At 70.8% G+C, this 22,532-nt stretch carries 26 protein-coding genes; 7 read left to right on the forward strand and 19 right to left on the reverse strand.

Features of this window, described 5'->3' with window-relative positions; translation table 11 throughout:
* Positions 1 to 28: 28 nt before the first annotated feature.
* A complete protein-coding gene (locus ACFY3L_RS31165; RefSeq protein ID WP_033360579.1) occupies positions 29 to 277 on the forward strand; it encodes a hypothetical protein in 249 nt (82 codons plus the stop codon).
* 74 nt (positions 278 to 351) lie between these two features.
* On the opposite strand, the gene ACFY3L_RS31170 is transcribed toward ACFY3L_RS31165, so the two are convergent.
* From ACFY3L_RS31170 to ACFY3L_RS31180, 3 genes are all read right to left on the reverse strand, one after another.
* Positions 352 to 2,163: a peptidase MA family metallohydrolase gene (locus tag ACFY3L_RS31170; protein WP_389331916.1), complete on the reverse strand. Its 1,812-nt coding sequence runs from the start codon at positions 2,161 to 2,163 to the stop codon at positions 352 to 354.
* A 250-nt stretch (positions 2,164 to 2,413) separates the two neighbouring features.
* Entirely contained in the window at positions 2,414 to 3,688 is a 1,275-nt protein-coding gene (locus ACFY3L_RS31175) for an ABC transporter substrate-binding protein (protein WP_389331919.1), read from the reverse strand.
* A gap of 12 nt (positions 3,689 to 3,700) precedes the next feature.
* Positions 3,701 to 4,519 carry an alpha/beta hydrolase family protein gene (locus ACFY3L_RS31180; protein WP_389331922.1) on the reverse strand — a complete coding sequence of 273 codons (819 nt, stop codon included), beginning with the start codon at positions 4,517 to 4,519 and terminating at the stop codon, positions 3,701 to 3,703.
* A gap of 83 nt (positions 4,520 to 4,602) precedes the next feature.
* On the opposite strand from ACFY3L_RS31180, the gene ACFY3L_RS31185 reads away from it, so the two are divergent.
* Complete coding sequence (locus ACFY3L_RS31185) at positions 4,603 to 5,139, forward strand: bacterial proteasome activator family protein (protein WP_389331925.1); 537 nt, start codon at positions 4,603 to 4,605, stop codon at positions 5,137 to 5,139.
* Between the two features lie 104 nt (positions 5,140 to 5,243).
* Here ACFY3L_RS31185 and ACFY3L_RS31190 read toward each other — a convergent pair whose 3' ends face one another.
* From ACFY3L_RS31190 to ACFY3L_RS31210, 5 genes are all read right to left on the reverse strand, one after another.
* Entirely contained in the window at positions 5,244 to 6,056 is an 813-nt protein-coding gene (locus ACFY3L_RS31190) for an HAD family hydrolase (protein WP_389331929.1), read from the reverse strand.
* Positions 6,053 to 6,868 (reverse strand): HAD family hydrolase, encoded by an 816-nt coding sequence (locus tag ACFY3L_RS31195; protein ID WP_389331932.1) that lies wholly within the window; start codon positions 6,866 to 6,868, stop codon positions 6,053 to 6,055. The genes ACFY3L_RS31190 and ACFY3L_RS31195 overlap by 4 nt, the downstream gene beginning before the upstream one ends.
* Positions 6,869 to 6,976: 108 nt before the next feature.
* On the reverse strand, positions 6,977 to 7,579 hold the full coding sequence (locus ACFY3L_RS31200; protein ID WP_389331935.1) for a hypothetical protein: 603 nt from the start codon (positions 7,577 to 7,579) through the stop codon (positions 6,977 to 6,979).
* A 15-nt stretch (positions 7,580 to 7,594) separates the two neighbouring features.
* A complete protein-coding gene (locus ACFY3L_RS31205; protein ID WP_389331938.1) occupies positions 7,595 to 7,963 on the reverse strand; it encodes a hypothetical protein in 369 nt (122 codons plus the stop codon).
* Positions 7,950 to 8,438 (reverse strand): hypothetical protein, encoded by a 489-nt coding sequence (locus ACFY3L_RS31210; protein WP_389331942.1) that lies wholly within the window; start codon positions 8,436 to 8,438, stop codon positions 7,950 to 7,952. Before ACFY3L_RS31210 ends, ACFY3L_RS31205 begins: the two co-directional genes overlap by 14 nt.
* A 69-nt stretch (positions 8,439 to 8,507) precedes the next feature.
* Between ACFY3L_RS31210 and ACFY3L_RS31215 the strand changes: the two genes are divergently transcribed.
* The 4 genes from ACFY3L_RS31215 (at position 8,508) to ACFY3L_RS31230 (ending at position 10,892) form a co-directional block, all read left to right on the forward strand.
* Positions 8,508 to 8,933 carry an OsmC family protein gene (locus tag ACFY3L_RS31215; RefSeq protein WP_360559214.1) on the forward strand — a complete coding sequence of 142 codons (426 nt, stop codon included), beginning with the start codon at positions 8,508 to 8,510 and terminating at the stop codon, positions 8,931 to 8,933.
* Positions 8,934 to 9,035: 102 nt separating this feature from the next.
* On the forward strand, positions 9,036 to 9,383 hold the full coding sequence (locus ACFY3L_RS31220; protein ID WP_389332539.1) for a metallopeptidase family protein: 348 nt from the start codon (positions 9,036 to 9,038) through the stop codon (positions 9,381 to 9,383).
* Between the two features lie 11 nt (positions 9,384 to 9,394).
* Positions 9,395 to 10,126 carry an AIM24 family protein gene (locus ACFY3L_RS31225; RefSeq protein WP_389331946.1) on the forward strand — a complete coding sequence of 244 codons (732 nt, stop codon included), beginning with the start codon at positions 9,395 to 9,397 and terminating at the stop codon, positions 10,124 to 10,126.
* 58 nt (positions 10,127 to 10,184) lie between these two features.
* Complete coding sequence (locus ACFY3L_RS31230; RefSeq protein ID WP_389331949.1) at positions 10,185 to 10,892, forward strand: AIM24 family protein; 708 nt, start codon at positions 10,185 to 10,187, stop codon at positions 10,890 to 10,892.
* A 74-nt stretch (positions 10,893 to 10,966) separates the two neighbouring features.
* Here the strand turns inward: ACFY3L_RS31230 and pheA are convergent, their stop codons facing one another.
* The 5 genes from pheA to ACFY3L_RS31255 all read right to left on the reverse strand — a co-directional run bounded on the left by pheA (position 10,967) and on the right by ACFY3L_RS31255 (position 14,322).
* Positions 10,967 to 11,905, reverse strand: a complete 939-nt coding sequence (pheA, locus tag ACFY3L_RS31235) for a prephenate dehydratase (protein ID WP_389331952.1) — start codon at positions 11,903 to 11,905, stop codon at positions 10,967 to 10,969.
* A gap of 17 nt (positions 11,906 to 11,922) precedes the next feature.
* Positions 11,923 to 12,441: a hypothetical protein gene (locus ACFY3L_RS31240; protein ID WP_389331956.1), complete on the reverse strand. Its 519-nt coding sequence runs from the start codon at positions 12,439 to 12,441 to the stop codon at positions 11,923 to 11,925.
* Between the two features lie 96 nt (positions 12,442 to 12,537).
* The gene (locus ACFY3L_RS31245; protein ID WP_389331959.1) at positions 12,538 to 12,942 is read right to left on the reverse strand and encodes an ACT domain-containing protein; all 405 of its coding nucleotides are present in this window, start codon (positions 12,940 to 12,942) and stop codon (positions 12,538 to 12,540) included.
* Between the two features lie 131 nt (positions 12,943 to 13,073).
* Positions 13,074 to 13,583 carry a hypothetical protein gene (locus ACFY3L_RS31250; RefSeq protein ID WP_389331961.1) on the reverse strand — a complete coding sequence of 170 codons (510 nt, stop codon included), beginning with the start codon at positions 13,581 to 13,583 and terminating at the stop codon, positions 13,074 to 13,076.
* Between the two features lie 133 nt (positions 13,584 to 13,716).
* Entirely contained in the window at positions 13,717 to 14,322 is a 606-nt protein-coding gene (locus tag ACFY3L_RS31255) for a hypothetical protein (protein WP_389331964.1), read from the reverse strand.
* A 289-nt stretch (positions 14,323 to 14,611) separates the two neighbouring features.
* On the opposite strand from ACFY3L_RS31255, the gene ACFY3L_RS31260 reads away from it, so the two are divergent.
* The gene (locus ACFY3L_RS31260) at positions 14,612 to 15,814 is read left to right on the forward strand and encodes an arginine deiminase (protein ID WP_389331967.1); all 1,203 of its coding nucleotides are present in this window, start codon (positions 14,612 to 14,614) and stop codon (positions 15,812 to 15,814) included.
* 104 nt (positions 15,815 to 15,918) lie between these two features.
* Here ACFY3L_RS31260 and ACFY3L_RS31265 read toward each other — a convergent pair whose 3' ends face one another.
* The 6 genes from ACFY3L_RS31265 to ACFY3L_RS31290 form a co-directional block, all read right to left on the reverse strand.
* Positions 15,919 to 16,806 (reverse strand): DUF5926 family protein, encoded by an 888-nt coding sequence (locus ACFY3L_RS31265; protein ID WP_389331970.1) that lies wholly within the window; start codon positions 16,804 to 16,806, stop codon positions 15,919 to 15,921.
* Between the two features lie 941 nt (positions 16,807 to 17,747).
* Positions 17,748 to 18,170 carry an ATP-binding protein gene (locus tag ACFY3L_RS31270; protein WP_389331973.1) on the reverse strand — a complete coding sequence of 141 codons (423 nt, stop codon included), beginning with the start codon at positions 18,168 to 18,170 and terminating at the stop codon, positions 17,748 to 17,750.
* Positions 18,151 to 19,839, reverse strand: coding sequence for a sensor histidine kinase (locus tag ACFY3L_RS31275; RefSeq protein WP_389331976.1), 1,689 nt, complete (start codon positions 19,837 to 19,839; stop codon positions 18,151 to 18,153). The genes ACFY3L_RS31270 and ACFY3L_RS31275 overlap by 20 nt, the downstream gene beginning before the upstream one ends.
* A 106-nt stretch (positions 19,840 to 19,945) precedes the next feature.
* The gene (locus ACFY3L_RS31280; protein ID WP_389331979.1) at positions 19,946 to 20,755 is read right to left on the reverse strand and encodes a glycerophosphodiester phosphodiesterase; all 810 of its coding nucleotides are present in this window, start codon (positions 20,753 to 20,755) and stop codon (positions 19,946 to 19,948) included.
* Positions 20,756 to 20,765: 10 nt separating this feature from the next.
* Entirely contained in the window at positions 20,766 to 21,104 is a 339-nt protein-coding gene (locus ACFY3L_RS31285) for a rhodanese-like domain-containing protein (RefSeq protein ID WP_389331982.1), read from the reverse strand.
* 20 nt (positions 21,105 to 21,124) lie between these two features.
* On the reverse strand, positions 21,125 to 22,165 hold the full coding sequence (locus ACFY3L_RS31290) for an LCP family protein (protein WP_389331985.1): 1,041 nt from the start codon (positions 22,163 to 22,165) through the stop codon (positions 21,125 to 21,127).
* Between the last annotated feature and the right edge of the window lie 367 nt (positions 22,166 to 22,532).

Here is a 22,532-nt window from a genome sequence, read left to right on the forward strand (position 1 = left end):
ACCCTCGATTGACGTGAGAGGACCCAGCATGAGCGAGAACGAGATCGTCGAGACGCGCGGCGACCAGCGCATCGAGCTCCTCGTCGGCGACACGAACAACGACGGCAAGCCCGACCTCTGGGCCATCGACACGGACGGGGACGGCAAGGCCGACGTGTTCCAGTTCGACACCAACGGCGACGGCAAGGTCGACATCACGATGAGCGACATCGACGAGGACGGCACGCCGGAGCAGGTCGTCGACGGCGACGGCGGCCTCCCGCCGGCCACCGTCTGACCAGTCGCACACGACGAAGACCAGACACAGACGACGAACCACCACAGCAGCGCGGCGGGGAGGGCAGCAGCCTCTCAGCCGCGCTGCTGTGCTACGTAGTCCCGCCACTGCTGCTCGAGCGTGCTGACGCCGACGCCCAGGACCTCGCGGGCCGCCGACTCGACCTCCGCGACGTTCTGGAACGCCTCGTAGAACGCGATCAGCTTCGCCTGGCCGTACTTCTCCGCGATCATGCGGTTCGCGAGCCAGCTGGCGATGTAGTTGCGCGGCTCGGCGTAGAACTGCTCGTCGGTCGGCAGGGTCGAGATGACGAGGTTGCCCAGCGCCTGCCTGATGCCCGCCGCGGGCACCTTGTCCTTCTTGTAGGCGACGTACTCCGCGAACCCCTCCACCACCCACCGGGGCGTCCGCGCGGTCGTCACAGGCCCCATGGCGGCGTGCGCGAACTCGTGCGTGAGGTCGTGCGCGAGCTCATCGGTCTGGGCGGTCAGCTGCGTCGGGTTGAACACGACCCGGGTGGAGCTGTACGCCGGCGAGCCCGCCCAGTCGCCGACCTGGTTGTAGAACGGCACGGCGATCGCCGCCACCTGCGCGATCCGCTCCTGCGACTCGGCGAAGTACGTGTCGAAGATCCGCTTGTCCTGCACGGCGGTGAACAGGACCTTGCCGTCCCAGCCGGACGGGCGGACCTCGATGACCTCCTTGAGGCTGGTCTCGGCCATCTGCAGCAGGCTGCGGCCGCGCTGGGCGTCGTCGGCGGAGACCACGGCGATGATGCGGTCGTTGCGCAGCACGGCGACGGGCCCGGTCGAGTCCCACGGCTGGCCGTTGGCGCCGAGCGGCATGTCCTTGCCGGCGGCGTCGCCGACGAAGAGCCACTTGCCGTCGGTCCAGGCCACGACCGGCATCCACGGCGTGGCGACGGTCTTGCTGTCCACGCCCTCGATCCTGTGCCGGATGGTGACCGCCTCGACGTGGACGGCGGCGTGGTACCGGGCGAACAGCTGCGTCGGCAGGTACTTCGCCAGCTGTCGTGCGGGCAGCCGGGTGCGGTCGAAGCTGATGTCCGCGAACGGCATCTTGGCCAGGTTGTCGAACAGCTGCTTCTGCCGCTTCACGAACGCCGCGTCGCTCTGCTCGACGTCCGCCATCCAGGCGTTGAGATCTTTCTTCTTGACCGCCTGGGTGTGCCGGGCGAGCAGCTCCTCGATCGCCTTGCCGCCGACCTCGGACCGCATGTCGACCCAGGTGGAGGAGACCAGGTCGGTCTCGCCGCTCGCACCGCCCCGCAGCGCCCACGCGGCGGCGCCCGCCCCGCCGAGGGCGAGGACCATGCTCACCACCAGCAGGGTGGTGAGCACCGGCCAGAGCAGGCTCCGGCGCGGCTGCGGCGGCAGGTGCGGCGGCGGCCAGCCATAGCCGTAGCCGGGGGCGGGATGTGTCTGCGTCAGCGGCTGATGTACGAGCGGTGCCGCCTGCCCCGACCCTCCGACCTGCGGCGCCCCGTACTGCGGCGGCCCGGGCGGCGGCCCGTACTGACCCGGCGGCGCGAACTGCTGCGGCGGCCCGTAGTGCTGCGGCGGCGTTCCATACGGCTGCTGCGGCGGCCCGTACGGCTGCTGCGGCGGCGTGTACTGCTGAGGTGGCTGACCAGACGGCTGCTGCGGCGGCGCGAACTGCTGGGGTGGCGCGAACTGCTGCGGCACGCCGTACTGCGGCGCCGGGTGCTGCACGGGCTGCGCGGCGCCGGGCCAGGCTACGGGCGGTGCGGGAGGCTGCGCGCCCGCCGGTACATCACCCGCCGCGGCGACCGGAGCGGCGGAGGGCAGCGACTCGGCCACCGGGGGCCCGGGCTGGACGGGGATGGCGGGTGCCGGACCGGTCATCACGGGAGCGTCCGGCGCTGGGATCTCCCCGGCGTGCGCAGCATCGGTCGAAGGGGCTGCGGAGGATGCCGCAGTGGCCGGTTCGGGGTTGGTCACATCGCCTGCCGACGTCGAGGAGCGGAACCACATCCTCCGCCAGGCCGGCTCTCCTTGTCGACCCCGCCCCGGCCGCGGCGGCGGCCGAACCGGCTCAGCTCCGGCCCGGAGCCGGCCCAATGCAAGCCCAGAACTAGCCCAGAGTTAGCCCGGGCTAGCCCAGCGTGGTCAGCTCGGCCGTGAGCACATTGGACAGCAGCGCACCGTCCATGCGGACCTGCCGCAGATACCAGCGCTGCAGCGGCGTCCTGTTCTGGCTGAACTGCCAGCCGCCCCGCGGGCTGTCAATCTGCCCCAGCTTGCCGATCGCGGCGTTGAGGGAGAACGAGTCCAGCGACCGGCTCGCGTCGCCGATCGCCTTGTCGAGCACGGCGGCGGCGTCGTAGGAGGCCATCGCGTAGGTCGACGGGATCGTGCCGTAGGCCTTCTGGTAATCGGCGATGAACCGGCGGTTGGCCGCGTTGTCCAGGTCGGGCGAGTAGTTCATCGCGGTGTAGATGCCCTGCGCGTCGGCGCCCTGCTGCTTGAGGACATAGCCCTCGGTGAGGCTGCCGGGCGCGATCAGCTTGAAGCTCGCGGGGAACTTCGCGGCCTTGAACTGCTTGACGAAGTCGACCGCGGAGGCGCCGGCGTAGAAGGCGAACATCGACGCCGCGCCCGACTGCTTGACCTGCTGGAAGACCGGACCGAAGTCCTTCTGCTGGAACGGCGTCCACCTGATGGCGTTGCCGGCGATGGCGCCGTTGGCCGACACGAAGGCATCGCGGAACCCGGCGACCTCGTCGTCGTCGCCGGGGTTGTCGGAGGCGACGATCGCGAGCGGGCCGCCCGCGTTGTCGGCGGCCCACTTGCCGAGGGCCTGGCCGGGCTCGTTGGCGACGAACGAGGTGCGCCAGATGTAGTTGGCGCCCTGCAGCGCGGTCGGCGACGCGTTGGACCCGACGAGCGGCACGGCGGCGGCCTCGACGGTGTCCCGGATCGCCATCATCGTCGCGGCGGACGCGACGCCGGTCAGGGCGAGGACGCGGTCCTCCTTGGTCAGCTTCTCTGCGGCGGCCTTGCCGATCTCGGGCGTCTCGCCCTCGTCGACCTTGAGGAGCTGGACCTCGCGGTTGCCGAGCTTGTTGTCGTGCAGCTTGAGGTACAGCTGGAAACCGTTGTCCATCTCGTTGCCGAGGTCCTTGCGCGAACCGGTCAGCGGCACGATCATGCCGAGCTTGACCGGAGGGCCGGGCGGCGGCGCGCTGTTGGACTTGCTGCCGGAGTCGCTACTGCATGCGGAGAGTAACGGTGCGGTCGCTCCTGCCACGCCCGCGGCCGCGAAGAGTCGGAGCGCCTGGCGGCGGTTCAGGTGGGACACGTACTTTTCCTCCCCAGCACCCTGCGGCGGCGAGAGGACCTCGACACCCACGCTGCGTTCTACCGCCATCGCGGCGGACAGTCAATCGGCAGGGTCGGCCTCACCGCGCGTCACCGTCCCGAATGCGGCCAGGACGGCGGGCCAGGCGGCTGACAGCGGATCGATCACAGCGAAGTGTTCCACACCGGCCAGCTCGACCAGCGTGGTGTCGTCGCCGGCCCGGCGGGCCGCGCGGCAGAATTCCCTGGACAGCTCCACTGGCACGATCGGGTCGTCGCTCCCGTGCACGACCACCGTGCGGACCTTCGACGGGAGGTTCCGCATCGGGTCCGCCGCCGTGTACGCCTCCGGGACCCGGTCGGGCGCGCCGCCCAGCAGGTCCGCCACCGCGCCGCCGTCCAGGTCGAGCTCGTGGGTGCGGGCCAGGTCGGTCACGGGTGCGAGCGCGACGACCCCGCCGACGGCGTCGGGGGCGATCGCGGCGTACCAGAGGGCGAGGTGCCCACCGGCGGAGTGCCCGGCGAGGATCGGCCGGTCGACCGCGACGGGCCGCATGCCGCGGTGCGCGATCTCCTTGCCGAGCAGGTCGGGCACGGCGACCGCGGCGGACGCCACGTCGGAGAACGTGCCGGGCCAGCCGCCGCCGGGCTGCCCCGTGCGGCGGAACTCGATGGTCGCGACCGCGTAACCCCGCTCGGCGAGGTCGGCGGCGAGCGGCCCGGTGTGCGCGCGGTCCCACTCGCTGCGCCAGAACCCGCCGTGGATGAAGAGCACCAGCGGCGCGCCGGCCACGGCCGGGAGCCGGACGTCGGCCAGCTGGTCGGGGTGCTCCCCGTATCGCAGCGTGAAGTCCGCGGGTCGGGCGGGCCGGCTGAGCACCTCGCGGGGATCACTCGTCACGGGGCGACATTAACGCGTCACGAAGCGTGGCAACAGGGCCCCTTTGTGGTAGTCCGAGCGGTGGGTAGGCAAGACTAGGAGCCATGGCAGATGAGGCGCAGGACGAGTCGCGCACCGTGCTGGTGGTCGGGCCCGACGGACGTCCGCTCGGCACCATGTCCAGCGACGAGGAAGGTGCGGAGGATCCGAGCAAGCTCATCGAGCAGCCCGCCAAGGTCATGCGCATCGGCAGCATGATCAAGCAGCTGCTCGAGGAGGTCCGTGCCGCCCCGCTCGACGAGGCGGGACGCAGCCGGCTCAAGGAGATCCACCGCCGCTCGATCACCGAGCTGGAAGACGGTCTCGCCCCTGAGTTGCGCGACGAGCTGGAGCGACTGTCCCTGCCGTTCGACGACGACTCCACGCCGAGCGAGGCCGAGCTGCGCATCGCCCAGGCGCAGCTGGTCGGCTGGCTGGAGGGCCTGTTCCACGGCATCCAGGCGGCGCTGGTCGCACAGCAGATGGCGGCCCGGGTCCAGCTCGAGCAGATGCGCGGGCGGCCCGCCCTGCCCGGCGGCCCGGGCGGCGTCCCGAGCCCGGCCGGCCAGCCGATGCCCTCCGGCACGGGTCAGTACCTGTAACACCTTCCGGCACGCCACGATCGACAGGAGCCCCCGCGCCCTGTCGATCGTGGCGTTCCGCGGGCGTTTCGTGATCCTGTGGACCTCGTGCGGCCGTAGCGGCGTCAGTACCGGTAGAGGGACTCCAGGTAGACGGCGACGCCGTCGTCCTCGTTGGTCGCGGTGGTGATGTCGTGGGCTGCGGCCAGGACGGCGGGGTGACCGTTGGCCATGGCGACGCCCCGGCCGGCCCAGGCGAGCATGGGCAGGTCGTTGGGCATGTCGCCGAAGGCGACCACCTCGGCGGAGGGCACGGCGTGTTCACGCGCGACCCGGGCCAGCGCCGTCGCCTTCGTGACGCCGACGGCGGAGACCTCGACCATGCCGCTGGAGGAGGAGTTCGTGGCCTCGGCCAGCCCGTCGAGACACTCGCCGACCAGGGCGGTGAACTCGTCCGACTGCTGGATGCCGGCGCGGACCAGGAGTTTCGCGGCTGGGCGGGTCAGGAGCTCGTCGTACGTGACCGGGCCCACGGACTCGTGGTTGACCTCCCACGGGCCGACCGGGAACGCCTCCTCGTGGCGCATCTGGCGGCCCCCGTCACGTTCGACGGCGAAGACGACGCCGGGGACGGTGGCGCGCAGGCGGGAGCACACCTCGGCCAGCGTGGCGGGCTCGATCGGCGCGCTGTGCACGATGGTGTCGGTGTGGGGGTCGTAGGTCGCCGCCCCGTTGGCGCAGATGGCGATCGGTCGGACGGTCAGCTGGTCGTACACCGGATGCAGCCAGCGGATCGGACGGCCGGTGACCAGCACGATCACGATCCCCGCGGCGTCGAGGCGGTGGAGCACCTCGACCGTGCGGGGGCTGACCGTGCGGTCCCGGCCGACGAGGGTGCCGTCGAGATCGGTAGCCACCAGCCGCGGGGTCTGCGTCACAGCTTCAACATAGCTTCGAGGTAGGTCGCGACCCCGTCCTCGTCGTTGGTGAGCGTCGTCTCGTCTGCGAGCGCCTTCAGGGCCGGGTGGGCGTTGGCGACGGCGACCCGACCGAAGCCTGCCCAGCGGAACATGGGCACGTCGTTGGGCATGTCGCCGAAGACGAGGATGTCGCCGGGGTCGATGCCGAGGGCGGTGGCGACGAACCGCAGGCCGGTGGCCTTGTCGACGCCGGGCGGGCAGATCTCGATGTAGCCGAGGCCGGCCTGGGTGATCGTGGCCATGCTCGGGGGGATGACGCGCTCCGCGACGGCGAGCACCTCGTCGACGTCGCAGCTGGGGTGCCGGGCGAAGCCCTTGAGGACGGGGCCGGTGAGGCACTCCGCGCGGACCCGCGCCTCGACGACGTCGGGGTAGCGCCAGTGGGGATCGGTATCGCCCCACAGCGGCGCCTCGTGGTGGTCGCCGGCCTCGATGAGCACGGACAGGGTGCCGAGCTCCTGCTCGAGCAGGGTGAGGACCTCGGCGAGGGCGTCGCCTTCGAGCCGCTCGTCGCGCAGGACGACCGGGTGGGCGGGGTCACGGATGTCGAGGACCCGGCTGCCGCCACCCATGACGAGGAAGTCGGCGGACGGGATGTCGGACCGGACGAGCTGGGTCAGGCGGGGGCCGCGGCCGGTGGCGCCCACGATGTGGATGCCGGCGGCTTTGACCCGCTCCAGGACGTCGCGGGTGTAGGCGCTCACGGTGTCGTCGCTACGCACGAGCGTGCCGTCGAGGTCGGTCGCGATGAGCTTGGGCAAACTGCGCATTCGGTACTCCTTCCGCGTCAGCGGGGCAGCAACCGTACCTCCGCAGTCAGCCGAGGTCACACCATGCGAGTAAATCTCAACCGAACGTACGACATCCTGATGGGAACATCACTGCAGCGGGGTGACGGTCAGCTCGAGGGGCTCGGCACCGTCGTGCGGCTCGTCCGCGGGGCGCCGGCGGCGGGTGTCCGGCAGCATCCGGGCGGCGGTCACCACACCCACGGCCAGCAGGACGGTCGCGGCGATCGCCAGCGGATACCCGGCGCCGATGTGGATCGTCTCCTGCGGCAGCCGGAACGACACCAGCGCACTGCTTCCGAAGTGCTCGACGGCCTTCTTGAGCCCGACGAGCACGAGCGCGTTGCCAGCGAGCAGGCCCAGCGCGGCCGCCGCCGCGGCCCGGCGGACCGGGCCGCGGGTCGCCACCAGCACGCCGACGCCGACGAGGGCGAACGCGACGGTGGCGAGATACGCGATGACGTGGCCGTTGTTGAAGCTGGCCAGGTCGAGCTCGATGCTGGTGGGCAGGGGGCCGTCCTCGTCGCCCGCGCCGGCCGCCGTCTGCATGTCGACCGAGGCCCACGGCAGGTACTGGGCGGCCGCGGCCAGCACGAACCCCGAGACGAGCAGGGCCACGCCGACCGGACCGGGCCCGCGGTCCTCACTCACGCTCACTGGAGCGGGAGCGGGAGCGGCATCAGGCTCAGACATACCGCGCAGGGTAGCTCAGGAAACGAACCTCAGGTTGAACCGAAGGTCCTGCTTGACGCCCCACACGGCCAGCCACAGCGGCAGGTACTGCTCCATCGCGAACGCCTTGTCGATCCCGCCGAGGTCCAGCACGTCACCCTCGGGCCACCCGAACTTCGCCAGCACCCCCTTGACCAGGCTCTTCGCGTCGGCGTCGGCGTCGTCGCCGGCGACGAAGATGTCGTGCGGCTCGGACAGCAGGTCGGGGCGGACCATGATGTCGCAGTTGACGGTGTTGAGCGTCTTGACGACCTTGAGCGAGGGGAACGCGGCCTGCAGGCCCGCGGCGACGGGCTTCGCCGCCGCGGACGTGAGGACCCCCACGTTGAGATCAGTCATGCTCACCGGCAACACCGGCCGGCGGGGAAACATGCCTCCGCGTGCGGCCGATCGCGATCAGCCCGCAGGCGAACCCGAGCAGCGGCATCGCCGCGAGCGCCAGCCAACTGCCCGCTGACGTGCCCACATCCGCGATCCGGCCCGGCCCCTCGAGCTGACCGTCGAACGTGGTGATGAGGCTCACTACGACCGACGCGGTCACCAGCGACAGGATGGGGCCGGCGAGCCCCGCGAACTTGCGCCCCTGGTTCGCGCCGAGGGCCGCCGCGCCGAGGACGGCAATCAGGGTGAGCAGCAGGATCACGTACCAGAGCCCCATGCGGATGTTGAGCACGGTGAGGCTGTCGAGACGTTGCTGGGCCCGGCGCCCGGACCCGGTCACCACCAACTGCTGCACCCACGGCACGAAGATCGAGGCAATGCCGGTGAGCAGGCCGACCACGGCCAGCAGGCCGCCGATCTGCACCAGTTTGCGCTGCATCAACTTGATCCCTCCCAAGACTGCCGAGCTCGTCCCAAGGAACACACGGAATGGGCTAGCGTCTGGTTCATGCCTACTCGCACTTCATCTGCCCGCTGGGAGGGCGACCTCAAGTCCGGCGCCGGCACCGTTTCGACCGGCTCGGGCACCTTCCAGGGTTCCTACTCCTTCCCCTCGCGCTTCGAGAGCGGCCAGGGCACCAACCCCGAGGAGCTGATCGCGGCCGCACACGCCGCCTGCTACTCGATGGCGCTGTCCAACGGCCTGGCCAAGGCCGGCTTCACGCCCACCTCGGTGGAGACGTCGGCGGCGGTGCAGTTCGGCCCGGTCGAGGGTGGCTTCGCCATCACCCGGATCGACCTGACCACCCGCGGTGACGTCCCCGGCATCGACGCCGGCGAGTTCGAGAAGCAGGCCGCCGACGCCAAGGCCGGTTGCCCGATCTCCAAGGCCCTCGCCGCCGTCGAGATCACGCTGGACGCCAAGCTCGTCTGAGCTCTCCCGTCTGAGCACTCCCGTCTGAGCTCTTCGGGATCGCTCTCGTTCGGGATCGCTTGAGAGGGTCCCCCGCCATGGGGGACCCTCTTTGACATGCCGGTGCAGATGAGCAAGGAGCGCTTCGAGGAGCTTGTGGGCGAGGCGCTGGACGAGGTCCCCGAGGAGCTGCTCGACCTCATGGACAACGTCGTGATCCTGGTCGTCGACGACCCGCCGCCCGGCGAGCCGGACCTGCTCGGTCTCTACGAGGGGTACTCGCTGACGGAGCGCGGCTGGGACTACTCCGGCGTGCTGCCGGACCGGATCTCCATTTACCGCAACCCGATCCTCGCGATCTGTGACGATGAGGACGACGTCGTCGACGAGGTCGCGATCACCGTGGTCCACGAGATCGCCCACCACTTCGGCATCGACGACCGGCGCCTCCACGCGCTCGGCTGGGGCTAGGGGGTTTCCTGATGCGAAGTGCGCTGTTCGCCACGGAGAACATGGAGAAGGAGTCGCAGCAGCCCGGCCTGCGGCTGCAGAACTCCAAGATGCTCAAGGCCGAGCTCAACGGCGACATCATGGCCCGGACCGGCACGATGGTCGCCTACCAGGGCCAGGTGACGTTCCAGGCGCTCGGCTCCGGCGGGGTCGGCAAGTGGCTGAAGTCGAAGCTCACCGGCGAAGGCGTCCCGCTCATGAAGGTCACCGGCCACGGCGACGTGTTCTTCGCCGACCGCTCCGCCGACGTGCACCTCATCGACCTGGAGCAGGGCGACGCCATCTCCATCAACGGCGCCAACGTCCTCGCGTTCGAGTCGTCGCTGCAGTACGACGTGAAGATGGTCCAAGGAGTCGGCGTGCTGTCGCCGGCGGGCCTGTTCAACTGCGTGTTCACCGGTCAGGGCCGGCTCGCGATCACGACGAAGGGCACCCCGGTGGTGCTGACCGTCGACGCTCCCACGTACGTCGACCCCCAGGCCGCGATCTGCTGGTCGGCGGGCCTGCAGACCGGCTACCACCGCGCCGACCAGCTCGGCATCGGCACCCTGCTCGGCCGCAGCACCGGTGAGGCTTTCACCATGAGCTTCGCCGGCCAGGGCTTCGTCGTCGTCCAGCCGTCGGAGGAGCCGCCGCAGGCTCCCACCGGTGGCCAGGGACAACAGGGGCAGGGCGGGGTCCTGGGCAACCTGCTCGGCGGTTGATCGCGCTTTGGTAACGGCAGCTCCGCTAGCCCTTGGAGGACCGGTTACGCTGCGCAGCGTGCGCGGTGACATCTTCAAGGCCGAGAACATGGCCCAGCCCCCAACCCAGGCAGGTATGAGCCTGCAGCACTCCAAGTGCGTCAAGTACGCCGTGAACGGCGAGGTCCTGGCCCGTCAGGGTGCCATGGTCGCCTTCCGCGGCAACCTCCAGTTCGAGGTGAAAAGCCAGGGCGTCGGAAACTTCCTCAAGCGCGCGGTCACCGGTGAGGGCCTGTCCCTCATGGCCGTGCGTGGACAGGGCGAGGTGTGGTTCGCCGACGCCGCCTCCGACTGCCACATCCTGGACATCGAGCCCAACGACGCGCTGTCCATCAACGGCAAGAACGTCCTCTGCTTCGACCCCTCGTTGCGGTACGACATCCAGATGGTGAAGGGCGCCGGCATGTTCGGCGGCGGCCTCTTCAACAGCGTCTTCACCGGCCAGGGCAAGCTCGCGATCCTCACCCAGGGCGCCCCGATCATCATCCCGGTGAGCCCGCAGGCCCCTGTCCTGGTCGACACCGACGCGGTTGTCGGCTGGTCGAGCAGCCTGCAGACCAGCATCCAGAAGAACCAGAGCCTCAAGTCGATGCTGCGCGGCGGCTCAGGTGAGCTCTTCCAGCTGATGCTGCAGGGCCAGGGCTTCGTCATCGTCCAGCCCAGCGAGGGCAAGCCGTCCGCTCAGCAGGCCAGCAGCGGCGGTCTCCTCGGCAGCCTCGGCGGCTGACCGCCGTCCACGGTCGGAGGGTGGGCGACACCGCCCACCCTTCGACCCTGCGTCGCGCGTCGTAGAGCGACCGGTCAGGTGCCGTTGCGGATGTCGGTGAGCCAGCGGCTGGCGGCGGTGAAGTCGGCGCTGGACAGGCCCGGGGCGCGGCGGGGCGGCGGGTCGCCGTTGGAGGCCCGTGGGTACGAGCCGAGGAACCGCACGTCGGCGCAGATGCGGCGCAGGCCCTGCAGCGCCTCGCCCATCGGTGCCTCGGCGACGTGGCCGCCGCAGTCGAGGAAGAACACGTACCGGCCGAGGCGCTCGCCTGTCGGCCGCGACTCGATCCTGGTCAGGTTGATCCCGCGGACCGACAGCTCGGTCAGCACGGCGAGCAGCGCGCCGACCCGGTCGTGGGCGATGTAGACGGCGAGCGTCGTCAGGTCGTCGCCGGTCGGTGGCGGTGGCGGCCCGGGGCGCGACACGAGCGCGAAGCGGGTCACCGCGTCGGCGTTGTCGGCGATGTCCTTCGCCAGGACGTGCAGCTTGTAGCGGCTCGCGCCGATGGCGGCGCAGATCGCGGCGTCGAACTCGCCGCTGCCGGCGCCGATCGCGGCGGTGGCGTTGGACAGTACATCGACGACCGCCGCCTGCGGGACGTGGTCGCGCAGCCATTTCCGGCACTGGGCGCTCGCCTGCGGGTGTGCCGCGACCGACCGGACGGTGTCGAGGGGCCGGTCCTCCGCGGCGGCGAGGACGAACTGCACCGGCAGCACGACGTCGCGGGTGATGATCAGCGGCTCGCCGTTGGCCAGCTCGTCGAGCGTGACGCCGACCTGCCCGCCGATCGAGTTCTCCAGCGGGACGAGCGCGGCGTCGGCCTCACCGGCGCGCAGGGCGTCGAGGGCCTCCGGGACGCTGCGGGCCGGGGTGAGCACCCCGCGGTCGGCGGCCGGGACGGTCTTGAGCGCCTGCTCCGAGAACGTTCCTTCCGGCCCCAGGTACACGAACCGCGTCGGCGGAACACCAGGCATGCGTCAAGCCTAGTCGCTCAGCAGCTCGCGGCGTTCAGCAGCGCCGGTGGCGCCGTCGCTTTCACCTCGACACTGCACGGGTCGGTGCCGGCCGTGACGACGGTGAGCGCGGCCGGTGCGCCCTTGGAGATGATCTGCAGCGGCTCGGCGTTCGCGACGGTGAGGATGGTGTACTGCCAGACCCCCGCACACAGCGGACCGCTCTTCACCGTCAGCCCGCTCCCCGCGGGGAGCCCGGGCCGCGCCTTGCGGACCGCCGCGATGACCTGCTCGCCGCTCGGACGGCCGTTGCACTGCGACATGTACGCCTCGGAGAACGGCGTCACGCTCGAGCTGGCCCGGCCGGACGGCGTGGCGGCCGTGGTGGTGCGCGCCGGCGGCACGTTGGGCGTGCTGATCGGCTTGGGGCTGGTGCTGCGCGCCGGCTGATGCGACACGGGTGGCAGCAGCGGCCCGCTGTCACCGTCCGACCGTGTGCAGCCGGACAGCAGGCATCCAAGGCTGACGATCGTAAGCACAGCGGCCGCAGTGCGCATGCAGGACATCGTAGGGTGCCAGTCTCCCGCCGTTCATGCGGCGCCGGGGCCGCCGATGTCCGGCACGTCACTCCCTCGGAAGCATGGGCGAGCGCGTCAGGCGGTGCCGGAGGTGGACACCCGGTGGCCGGCGGCGTCGAGCGCGGCCAGGGCCTCACCGAGCCGGACCGACGGCACCAGCACGTAGTCGGTGTCGAAGGTGGAGAACGCGAAGATGTTGACCCGGGCGTCGGCGAGCGGCGTGACGATCGAGGCGAGGATTCCCGTGAGGGCGAGCTGGACCGGCCCGGCGACCCGCAGGCAGCGCCACGGTGTCTCGACCGAGGCGCCCTCGGGCACCCGGTCGGCGGGGCACAGGATGGAGACCTCGTCGGGCGTCCATGTCACGGAGATGACGTCCTGGCCCGCCGCGGCGGCCTCGATGAAGCCCGCCGGTAAGGGCGACGCGGCCGGCAGCCGGCAGATCGCGTAGTCACCTGGCAGCACCTCGAGGTCCAACATGACAAGGAGCGTACGGTGCGAACGCGTTGCGTGGCGGCACCCAGTGAGCCAGGCCACGTACGTCCCCCCGGACGGGGTCGATTCGTGAACGACGCTCGACCGTGCGACGCGCGCACGCCCTCCGAAGCCGCCTAGACGGTGCTGAAGAACGTCAGTGAGCCGACGACCTGACCGTCCTGCAGCAGCGGGGTCGCGATCGCGTCGAACGTGCGCGGACCGGTCGCGCAGCGCACCCTGACCAGTCCGCGGGCGAGCCGGCCGGAGGACAGGGCGAGCAGCGGCGGCGTCTTGTTGATCTCGGACGCGTCGAGCGCGCCGCCGTCGCCGAAGTCGAGCAGCTGCAGGACGCCGTCGACCAGCGGGCGGTCGATGGCGGACTCGGTGAGCCCCAGCAGATCCTCGAACGACGCGGACACGGCGACGATGACCGCCTTGTCGTCGATCACGAGGCTCGCCTCGGCCGCTTCGGCGACCGTCGCCGCCCAGCGGTCGAGGGACGACTCGACGGGCGGCTCGGACAGGCCCGCAGCGCTGACGCCGGACGCGGGCCCGTCGAACTCGGCGTCGCCGAAGTCGGACGCGCGCCCGTCGGGCGAGCGGGTCAGGTGTGGGTCGGAGATGGACAGCTCGACATGCGCCACAGCGCCTCCTCAGGCACCGGTGCGACGGACGCGTCCGCGCAGCGAAGACATCATCGCATCATTCGGTGGCTGATCGGTCCCCCGCGATTGCTCAATCCGGCGCTTCGTGTCGAGCGGCTCCACGCCGCAGAGGCTACTCCGCGTCACCCCGCTTGTCAGTGCCCACGCGTTCACCGTCCTTGTACCAGCGGTAACTGTCGGCGAAGGCGGCGTAGGAGTCCGAGGTCCACGTCGCCGGGTGCAGCGCGAGCGAGAACACCTTGTCGACGGTGTCGCCGGCGAGCCGCATCCCCCGGGCGTTCAGGACGCGTGGAAGCTCGTGGTACGCGGTGACGAGGCAGCCCTTCGGCACCCCGTAGAAGCTGATCTTGCCGGTGCCGGCGAACGCCAGGATCGGCATGACCGGGATCGACACCCCGGCGCTGCGGGAGAGCGCCTCGGAGGCGGCCTTGGCCTCCGCGCGGGTCTCCTCGACGTACTTGGGGCGCTTGCCGTCGATCTGGACGATGTCACCCGCGAACGAGACGCGACTGCGACCGTGGTCCTTGACCGTCACCGCGAACACACCGCCGGGCCCCATGGCGAGGAACGAGCGGCGCTCGGCGCCGGTCAGCTCGCGCAGGTCCAGGACGTGCCAGTCCTCGCCGAGGCGGCCGATGAGGCTGCCCATTCTGCGGTACAGGCGGTTGTGCCCTGCCTCTTCCCGGCGGGCGCCGCGCTCGGCGCGTCGCTCGCGCATCCAGTCGATCGGGGAAGTCCGGCCGGCATCAACAATGATGCGATCGTCAAACCCTTCGGGCTGCGAATCCTTGCCGCTACGGTGCAGCAGCTCGGTCATCTCGCACACCTCCAAGTCGCCGCTCGGTTGCGTGTGTGTTCAAACACCGTACGTGTTTGCGGGCCGAACCAGCATACTTGGATGGGTGAAAGACTCGGAATGACTGGGATGAATGCCACATTCACGACGTCTCATGAATTTGCAGATAGTGCCAACCAGCGGATATCGGGTCAGCCGATAGTCTGAGCCGGTGAGCCTTCACCACGTCGACAGCGAGGTCGGCCGGCTCGGCACGGTGCTGCTGCACCGCCCGGGCGCCGAGCTCGCCCGGCTGACCCCGCGGAACAACGACTCGCTGCTCTTCGACGGAATCCCGTGGGTCGGAAGGGCGCAGGAAGAGCATGACACGTTCGCACAAGCGCTGCGAAGTCATGGCGTCGAGGTCCTGTACGTCTCGGAGCTGCTCGCCGAGACCGTCACCCTGCCGGCCGCCCGCGAGGAGGTCACGCGGGCCGTCCTCGACGACGTCCGGCTCGGCGACACCCTGCGCGGCCACGTCGCCGCGCACCTGGCCGCGCTCGACGCGGCCACCCTCGCCACCACGCTCATCGCCGGGCTGTCGCGGGCGGAGCTGCGGGCGGGCGGTGGTCTCGTACACGCGCTGATGGACCGGACCGACTTCGTCATCGACCCGCTGCCGAATCTGCTGTTCACGCGTGATTCATCGGTCTGGATCGGGGGTCAGGTCGCGGTGACGAGCCTGGCGATGCACGCCCGGCGCCGGGAGACCACCCTCACTCACGCGATCTACCGGCACCATCCTCGCTTCTCCGCGACGCCGCTGGTGTACGAGCCGGGGCTGGAGCATCTCGAGGGCGGCGACGTGCTGCTGCTGGCGCCGGGCGTGCTCGCGGTCGGCGTCGGCGAGCGCACCCGGCCGGCCGGCGCGGAGCGGCTCGCCAGGCGCTGCTTCGAGCGCGGTCTCGCCCACACGGTCCTGGTCGTGCCGATCGCGCAGGAGCGGGCCACCATGCACCTCGACACGGTGTGCACCATGGTCGACGTCGACGCGGTCGTCATGTACCCGAACGTCGCCAGCACCCTGCAGGCGTGGACCGTCACCAGCACCGACCTGCAGCTGGACGAGCTCGTCGTCAGCGGGCCGGAGCCGTTCATCGTCGCCGCCGCGAAGGCCATGCGGATCGACACCCTGCGCATCATCGACACCGGCCTCGACCCGGTCACGGCCGAGCGTGAGCAGTGGGACGACGGCAACAACACCTTGGCGATCGGTCCGCGGCTCTGCGTCGCGTACGAGCGCAACACCGAGACGAATGCCCAGCTGGAGCGGAACGGGATCGAGGTGATCCGGATCCCCGGCTCCGAGTTGGGCTCGGGCCGGGGAGGTCCGCGATGCATGTCCGCACCGATCGCGCGGGCTTCGTCCGCCTGATCAGCGCAGGTGCTTCGTCCGCCTGATCACCGCAGGTGCTTCGTCGGCCTGATCAGCGCAGGTGCTTCGTCCGCCTGATCACCGCAGGTGCTTCGTCGGCCTGATCAGCGCAGCGGCTGGAGGCGGCCGAGCAGCCCCTGCTTGCTGCGGCGCTCGGCGGCGGTGAGCGGCTCGCTGACGGCGAGGGCTTCGGAGTACCGCTTCGTGAACTCGGCGACCGGCGCCTCCCACTCCTCGGCGTCCACCTCGAGCGGCAGGTCCCACACGGGCGCGAGGAGCCCGTGCGCGCGGAACATGCCGGCGAACTTGGTGTTGTCGCCCAGCAGCAGCCCGCCACCCGCCGACAGCCGCGACAGCGCGTCGAGCGCCCGGTCCTCGTCGTCCCCGAGGACGAGCCGGACGTGGGACCGGTCGGTGACGCGGCACCAGTACGTCGCCGGCGCCGCCGACAGCCGGACCGTCGGGAAGATGCTCGCGTTGGCCCGCTCCAGCGAGGCCCGCACGTTCGGGTCGTCGGTGGCGTTGTCCTCGAGCCAGAACTCGAAGCCCGTGTGCACGGTGATGTCCAGCGGCGCGTTGACGATCACGTCCTGCAGCCGCGGCCCGACCCCCGGCAGCGCCGGGATGTTGACCGTCTGCCCGGTGGGCGTGTCCAGCGCGCACTGCAGCGCCACGGCCAGGTCGCGGGACACGTCCCCGGACTGCACGTGCCGCTGCAGCCCGATGAACACCCGCCCGTCGGGCTTCGTCATCGCCGGCCACGCCATCGGCAGCACGGTGGCGAGAATGACGGGCCGGTCGCCGTACTTCTCGGCCAGCTCAGGCGCCAGCTTCAGCGGCGCCGAGGCGGCCGGCACCAGCTCACGCAGCGCGATCCACTCCGGCTCGTCGGCCAGCCCCTCGAACGGCCGCCCCACGTACACGTCACGGATCTTCTGGCGCTTCTCACCCTCGGCGGACCGGCCACGGGGGGTTTTCGCTCGCTTGCTCACGGCGACCCAGCCTAGGCGGTCCCAAAGCCCCACGGGCAAACACCCACCACCCCGGCGCGTCACTCACCCAACCGCGCCACCCCGTATCCGACAAATCAGATATGTCGCCCACGTAGCCACCATCGCCGGACGGTAGCCTCAGGTTGGATGTCGCACGTATCCGGAGACGCCTTACACGCAGACGCATCGACCAGCTGCAGACGGTCACATGCGGAAGGTCAATTAGTTGGACGGGTGTAAGGTTGCTGTAGATCGGCCAGGCAGCGACCAACCGGCTCGCATCCAGGTCCACTCAGGCGCTCTCGGCCCCTCACCCCTGCCAGCGGCGCCCACTTCGACGAGCCTCTCGCGCCCGCGCGGGACGGCCATCCACGCGCGGAACAAGCAGCCGCAGGAACGGGCTACCCACGCGGACCACAAGCGGGCGCGGGGAACGAGCCACCCACGCGCGGGACGGCTACCCACGGGGGACGGCTACCCACGGGGACCGCAAGCGGGCGTGGGAACGAGCCGCCCACGCGCGGAACGCAAGCGGGCGTGGGAACGAGCCATCCACGCGCGGAACGCAAGCGGGCACGGGGAACGAGCCACGCAAGCGCCGGACGAGCCACCCACACAAACGAGCCGGCGTTACAGGAGACGAGCCAGCGTCAGGAATGGGCCACTCTCGCGGAACGAGCGGCAGTGCGGAATGGGCCCACCCGCGCGGGGAGCCAGCCGCGCGGGAAGCAAGCCGCGCGGGAATCTCGACGCCCTGGGATCGACTGGTCCGGGGAAGTCCGGGTGTGGCTGACGACGGCATGCCGCGCGCATGCGCGTGAGTCTGCCGCGCTGAGCGCAGGCAGTGCGAGCGCAGCGAGCATGGGGGTGCGGGTGGGAACCCCCGCCGGGGCCCCGCCGCGGAGCGGTGGGGGGAATTGCAGCGGGAATTGCAGCGGGAGTTACAGCGTGGCCCAGACGCACTGGCCGAGGCCGTCGCGTTCGACGCCCCAGTGGGTGGCCAGGGCGGCGACGATGGTCAGGCCGCGGCCGTCGACGGCGTCGGGGGCGGCGACGCGGAGTTCGGGGCCTGCCGGGGAGCCGCCGTCAGTCACGCGGATCTCGAGCGTGTCGTCGGGGAGCAGGCGCCACGCCACGCGGATGACGTCGCCGGGGAGGGGGGCGGCGTGGCGGACGGCGTTGCCGACGAGTTCGGCGGCGATGGCGACGGCGTCGTCGAGGCGGTCCTCGGTGATGAGGGTGTCGAGCTCATGAGCCAGGCGGTGGCGGGCGACGTGGGCGCCCCGGGCGTGGTGGGGCACTACGACGCACCAGGCGCGCTCCGCGATGGTTGTGGACACGCTCTCAAGCCTCCCCGTGGGCATGTGCGTCGGCGCGAGGCAGTCGCACCTCGGCGACGGTCCCGCCGCCTTGGCGTGGACGCAACGATACCCATCCATGTTGACGCTCAACGATCCTACGCACCAGATACAGCCCCAGTCCGACGCCACCGCGGGTGCGCTGGTCGCCGGTCTCCAGTTGCCAGAAGCGCTCGAACGCCCGCTCGACGTGCTCCGGGCGGATGCCGATGCCCCGGTCGGCGACCTTGAACCAGACCGTCTGCTCGTCTGCACCCGCGGTCAGATCCGCTTCTACCCAATTCAGTGAGTATTTACCCGCATTCGTGACGAATTCCGCAAGGATCGTAGCGAGGGTGGCGCGCTCACCCAGGGCCTTCGGCAAGGTCTGCGGCAGCGAGACGGTCAACGTGCGGCGCTGCTCCGGGCTCAGGTCGTCGACCGCGGCGGTGAGGGTGTCGATCAGGTCGAACGGCAGCAGCGCCGAGGCGTCGCCGGGGCTGGTCTCGTCGCCGACCGCGTTCAGGAGACGGTCGACGAGCCTGCTGAGCTCGCGGGCGCGCTGGCCGACCACGTAGACCGCCTCGCGGCGGGAGCCCTCGTCGAGGGAGTCCCAGTGCTCCACGAGCGTGTCGGCGTACCCGCGGATGACGGTGATCGGGGTCCGCAGTTCGTGCCCGGTGAGGGCGATGAACAGGTCCCGGCCGTCGGAGGGCTGGTCGGCTTTGGCGCGGAACGACACGCCGATGTCGGTGGAGCCGGGCACCGCGGCGGCGCGGATCTGGATCCAGGTGCCGCAGGCCATCTGATGCTCGACGATCTCAGTCCCGGCGGCGGGCGAAACGCCGGCAGCGGACGAAACGCCGGCAGCGGACGAAACGCCGGCAGCGGACGAAACGCCGGCAGCGGACGAAACGCCGGCAGCGGACGAAACGCCGGCAGCGGGCGAAGCGCCGACAGCGGGCGACGAGACGCCAGCGGTGGACGAGACGCCGGCAGTGGGTGAGGCGCCGGCGGTGGACGAAGTAGCAGGCAGCGGAAAGGGCCACGGCTCGCCGATCGCGGCCTCGGCTGAGCGCGCGGTGAGCAGGGCCGCTGCGGGGTTCCAGGTGCGCACGACGTGGTCGGCGTCGAGCAGGGCGAACGGCTCCCCGACGGGGTCGAGCGCCGGCCCGCCCTCGTGGATCGGCAGGCCGCGCCCCAGGGAGTACTGGAGGCCGACGAGCCCCGCGAGAAAGGCGAGGGCGGCGCGCTCGCCGGCGCCGACGGTGCCTTCGGTGTCGCGGTGGCCGCCGACGAGCACCCCGACCGCGGTCTTGCCGGCGGTGACCTCGGCGGCGACGAATCGGTGCAGGCCACGCCCGCGGAGGTGCTCGCCGCCGACGGTCCCGAGCAGGTCGACGGGGAACTCGCGGACCCTGGAGCCGTACTGCAGCAGGCCGCGCAGCGTCGGGTGGATGAGGTCGACGGGGCGGCCGAGGGACCAGTCGAGCGCTCCGGCGGCGGCGACGACGCGGCCGCTGTCGTGGCCGTACTCGACGAAGGCCGCCCCCGCCGCGCCGGTCGCGTCGACGGTGACGTCGACGGTGCGCTGGAGTGCGGGTAGCCCGCCGGCACCGGTCGTGAGCTGCTCGGCGATCTCGGCCAGGCCGCCGAACACGGCGGTGGCGTCGACCGGACCGCGAGCATCGACCATGATGCGAGTCTGCCTCCCTACGCTTCGCTTTGAAAGCCCATTGACCAAACTTCTCGACGTGCGATTCCGGCGACCTCTCCGGGTGTGACGACGGATTCCGCAGCGGTCAGTCGCGTAGGCCCAGTTCCCTGAGCCGTTCGATCACGAACGCGGGCCGGTCGGAGATGATGCCGTTGACCTTGAGTTTCACCACCAGGTCGACGTCGTCGGGTTCGTTGACGGTCCACACGTACACGGGGAATCCTCGCCGGTGGAGGCGTTCGACGATCTCAGGGGAGGCGCGCAGGAGCGAGACCCCGGGACCGCCGACGCTGCTGCCGGGCGGGAGCCAGCCGATGCGGCTCGGCACGGACCAGACGTCGATGAGCATGACGGTGGGCAGGGCGGGCGCGAGCTGCCGGACCCGGCGCACGGCGTTGGCGGAGAACGACATCATCGTGACGTGGACGGGCTGCTCCTCGCTGGGGCGGTCCAGTCCGTACCGGCGGAGAAGCTTCAGCAGCGCGGTTTCGACGGCGGCGCCATAGCGGGTGGGGTGTTTCGTCTCGATGAGCAGCCGCATCGGGCGGCCGGCGTCGACGGCGAGGCTGAGCAGCCGGTCGAGGGTGAGGACCCGGCCGCGCCACTGGTCGTCGGCGAGCTTGCGGTCGGTGATGAATTCGTCGGGTGACTCGGGCAGGTCGGTGCGCCAGGAGCCGAAGTCGAATCGGTCGAGGTCGGCGAGGGTCTGCACGCTGACACGCCCGCGGCCGTCGCTGGTGCGGTCGATGCGGGAGTCGTGGAGGCAGACGAGGTGTCCGTCGCGGGTCAGCCGGACGTCGCACTCGAGGCCGTCGGCGCCCTCCTCGATGGCGAGGAGGTAGGCGTCCAGGGTGTGCTCGGCGTGCCGGTACGACGAGCCCCGGTGCGCGAACACCCATGGGCGCTCAGGCGACCCGGGGAGCACCGCCGTCCTCGCTCACCATGGGCCGGCCGGCGGCGGCCCAGTCGGACATTCCGCCGTCGAGGTTGATGACGCGGGTGAGCCCCTGCTGCTGCAGGTAGGCGACGACCTGCGCGGAGCGGCCGCCGACGCGGCAGACGACGATGACGTCGCGGTCGGCGGGGATCTCCTCGATCCGCGACGGGATCTGCATCATCGGCAGGTGGTGGGCGTCGGGTGCGTGACCGGCGGTCCACTCGTCGTCCTCGCGGACGTCGAGAAGGTAGGCGTCGGCAGCGACCTCGTCGACCGTGACGGTCGGCACAGCGGATCCCCTGAACACGGTCCCAGCCTATAAGAGGCTCAGATCGGGTTGACCCAGGTGGGGTTCTCCACCGCCCACGAGTCGAGCGAGTCGTTCACCATCGCGGTGTACAGCGCCTGCGCCTCGTCCAGGGCGATGACGTAGGAGATGCCGCCGATGTCCTGTGGCTCGGACGGCACGGTGAGGCCGACCAGGCTGCTGGGGCGGACGTTGCGCAGCCCGAACATGAGCTCCTCGAGGGCGACGCCGTTGGTGTCGACGGTGAGGGCGCTGCCGATGGCCCGGATGAACTTGTCGAGCGCGATCGGGTTGGTGGTCAGGTTCTGCTGCTGGGCCTTGGTGAGGATGGCGCGGATGAACTTCTGCTGGTTCTTCTGCCGGTCGTAGTCGCCGTTGGCGAGGCTCTTGCGCTGCCGGACGAGGTCGAGGGCCTGCCACGACTCGAGGTGGTGGCAGCCGACGTTGTACACCGCCGGGCGGCCCCCCTGCTCGGGCGACAGGTAGTTGCCCTTGTCGTCGTAGCCGAGGTGGATCGAGGTGACCTTCTGGTCGATGCACATGTCGACGCCGCCGAGGATGTCGACGGCGGCCTTGAAGCCGTCGAAGTTGACGATGGCGGCGCCGTCGAAGTGGATGCCGAGGAGCTCGGTGAGGGTTTCGGCGAGAAGCTGGACGCCGCCCGTGCCGCCGCCGCCGTACTGGAACGCGCCGTTGATCTTCTCGTGGTTGACGCCGTGGAAGCCGGTGGGCTCGAACGCGGGGATCTTCACGCGCAGGTCGCGGGGGATCGACAGCAGGTACGCCCGGTCGAGGCTGACCGGGATGTGCACGATGATGATCGAGTCGGAGCGCTGCCCGTCCTCGGGGTCTTTGGCACGCAGGTCGGAGCCGAGGAGCAGGAAGTTGAGCGGGCCGGTGATGGCGCTGCGGCGCTCTTCCTTCTTGTCGTCGTTGCCGGCGCGGGAGTTGGCGCCGAGGAGCTTCTCCTGGTGCACGCTGTTGCTGTACCGGCTGGCGAGGACCTGTGAGCCGGTGACGGCGGTGGCGGAGACGACGACGAGGAACGCGCCGACGAACACGAGCAGCTTGGCCCAGATGGGGTCGCGCCCCGGCAGGGCGGCCTTGCGGGCCTTGCGCTTCTGCCTGCGGGTGAGGGGCCGGGCGGCCGCGGCGACGTCCGATGACGCGCTGTCGGCGTCGTCGGCAGGTGTACCGGCAGTGCCGGCGTCACCGTCCGCATCACCGGAAGCAGTCTCTTCGGAAGCCCCGGAGGCGGCGGTCTCCTCGGAAGCACCAGAGGGAGCGTCGGAGGGGGTGTCTGAGGAGACGTCATGCGGGGCGCCGGAAGCGGCGGAGGCGGCGGCAGGCGCACCGGAAGGAGCGCCTGAAGGAGCGGCGGAAGGAGCGGCGGCGGCAGGCTTGCCGGAAGAATCCGAAATATCCGGA

This window comes from Dactylosporangium sp. NPDC000521 (genome assembly GCF_042898305.1).
Lineage (GTDB): Bacteria > Actinomycetota > Actinomycetes > Mycobacteriales > Micromonosporaceae > Dactylosporangium.

What these genes read in the sequence shown, in the direction of transcription:
- ACFY3L_RS31165 (WP_033360579.1), top strand. Translation starts at nt 29, where the DNA reads ATGAGCGAGAACGAGATCGTCGAGACGCGCGGCGACCAGCGCATCGAG.
- ACFY3L_RS31170 (WP_389331916.1), bottom strand. Translation starts at nt 2,163, where the DNA reads ATGACCGGTCCGGCACCCGCCATCCCCGTCCAGCCCGGGCCCCCGGTG.
- ACFY3L_RS31175 (WP_389331919.1), bottom strand. Translation starts at nt 3,688, where the DNA reads ATGGCGGTAGAACGCAGCGTGGGTGTCGAGGTCCTCTCGCCGCCGCAG.
- ACFY3L_RS31185 (WP_389331925.1), top strand. Translation starts at nt 4,603, where the DNA reads ATGGCAGATGAGGCGCAGGACGAGTCGCGCACCGTGCTGGTGGTCGGG.
- ACFY3L_RS31195 (WP_389331932.1), bottom strand. Translation starts at nt 6,868, where the DNA reads ATGCGCAGTTTGCCCAAGCTCATCGCGACCGACCTCGACGGCACGCTC.
- ACFY3L_RS31200 (WP_389331935.1), bottom strand. Translation starts at nt 7,579, where the DNA reads ATGTCTGAGCCTGATGCCGCTCCCGCTCCCGCTCCAGTGAGCGTGAGT.
- ACFY3L_RS31210 (WP_389331942.1), bottom strand. Translation starts at nt 8,438, where the DNA reads ATGCAGCGCAAACTGGTGCAGATCGGCGGCCTGCTGGCCGTGGTCGGC.
- ACFY3L_RS31215 (WP_360559214.1), top strand. Translation starts at nt 8,508, where the DNA reads ATGCCTACTCGCACTTCATCTGCCCGCTGGGAGGGCGACCTCAAGTCC.
- ACFY3L_RS31225 (WP_389331946.1), top strand. Translation starts at nt 9,395, where the DNA reads ATGCGAAGTGCGCTGTTCGCCACGGAGAACATGGAGAAGGAGTCGCAG.
- pheA (WP_389331952.1), bottom strand. Translation starts at nt 11,905, where the DNA reads ATGCCTGGTGTTCCGCCGACGCGGTTCGTGTACCTGGGGCCGGAAGGA.
- ACFY3L_RS31240 (WP_389331956.1), bottom strand. Translation starts at nt 12,441, where the DNA reads ATGCGCACTGCGGCCGCTGTGCTTACGATCGTCAGCCTTGGATGCCTG.
- ACFY3L_RS31245 (WP_389331959.1), bottom strand. Translation starts at nt 12,942, where the DNA reads ATGTTGGACCTCGAGGTGCTGCCAGGTGACTACGCGATCTGCCGGCTG.
- ACFY3L_RS31255 (WP_389331964.1), bottom strand. Translation starts at nt 14,322, where the DNA reads ATGCGCGAGCGACGCGCCGAGCGCGGCGCCCGCCGGGAAGAGGCAGGG.
- ACFY3L_RS31270 (WP_389331973.1), bottom strand. Translation starts at nt 18,170, where the DNA reads ATGCCCACGGGGAGGCTTGAGAGCGTGTCCACAACCATCGCGGAGCGC.
- ACFY3L_RS31275 (WP_389331976.1), bottom strand. Translation starts at nt 19,839, where the DNA reads ATGGTCGATGCTCGCGGTCCGGTCGACGCCACCGCCGTGTTCGGCGGC.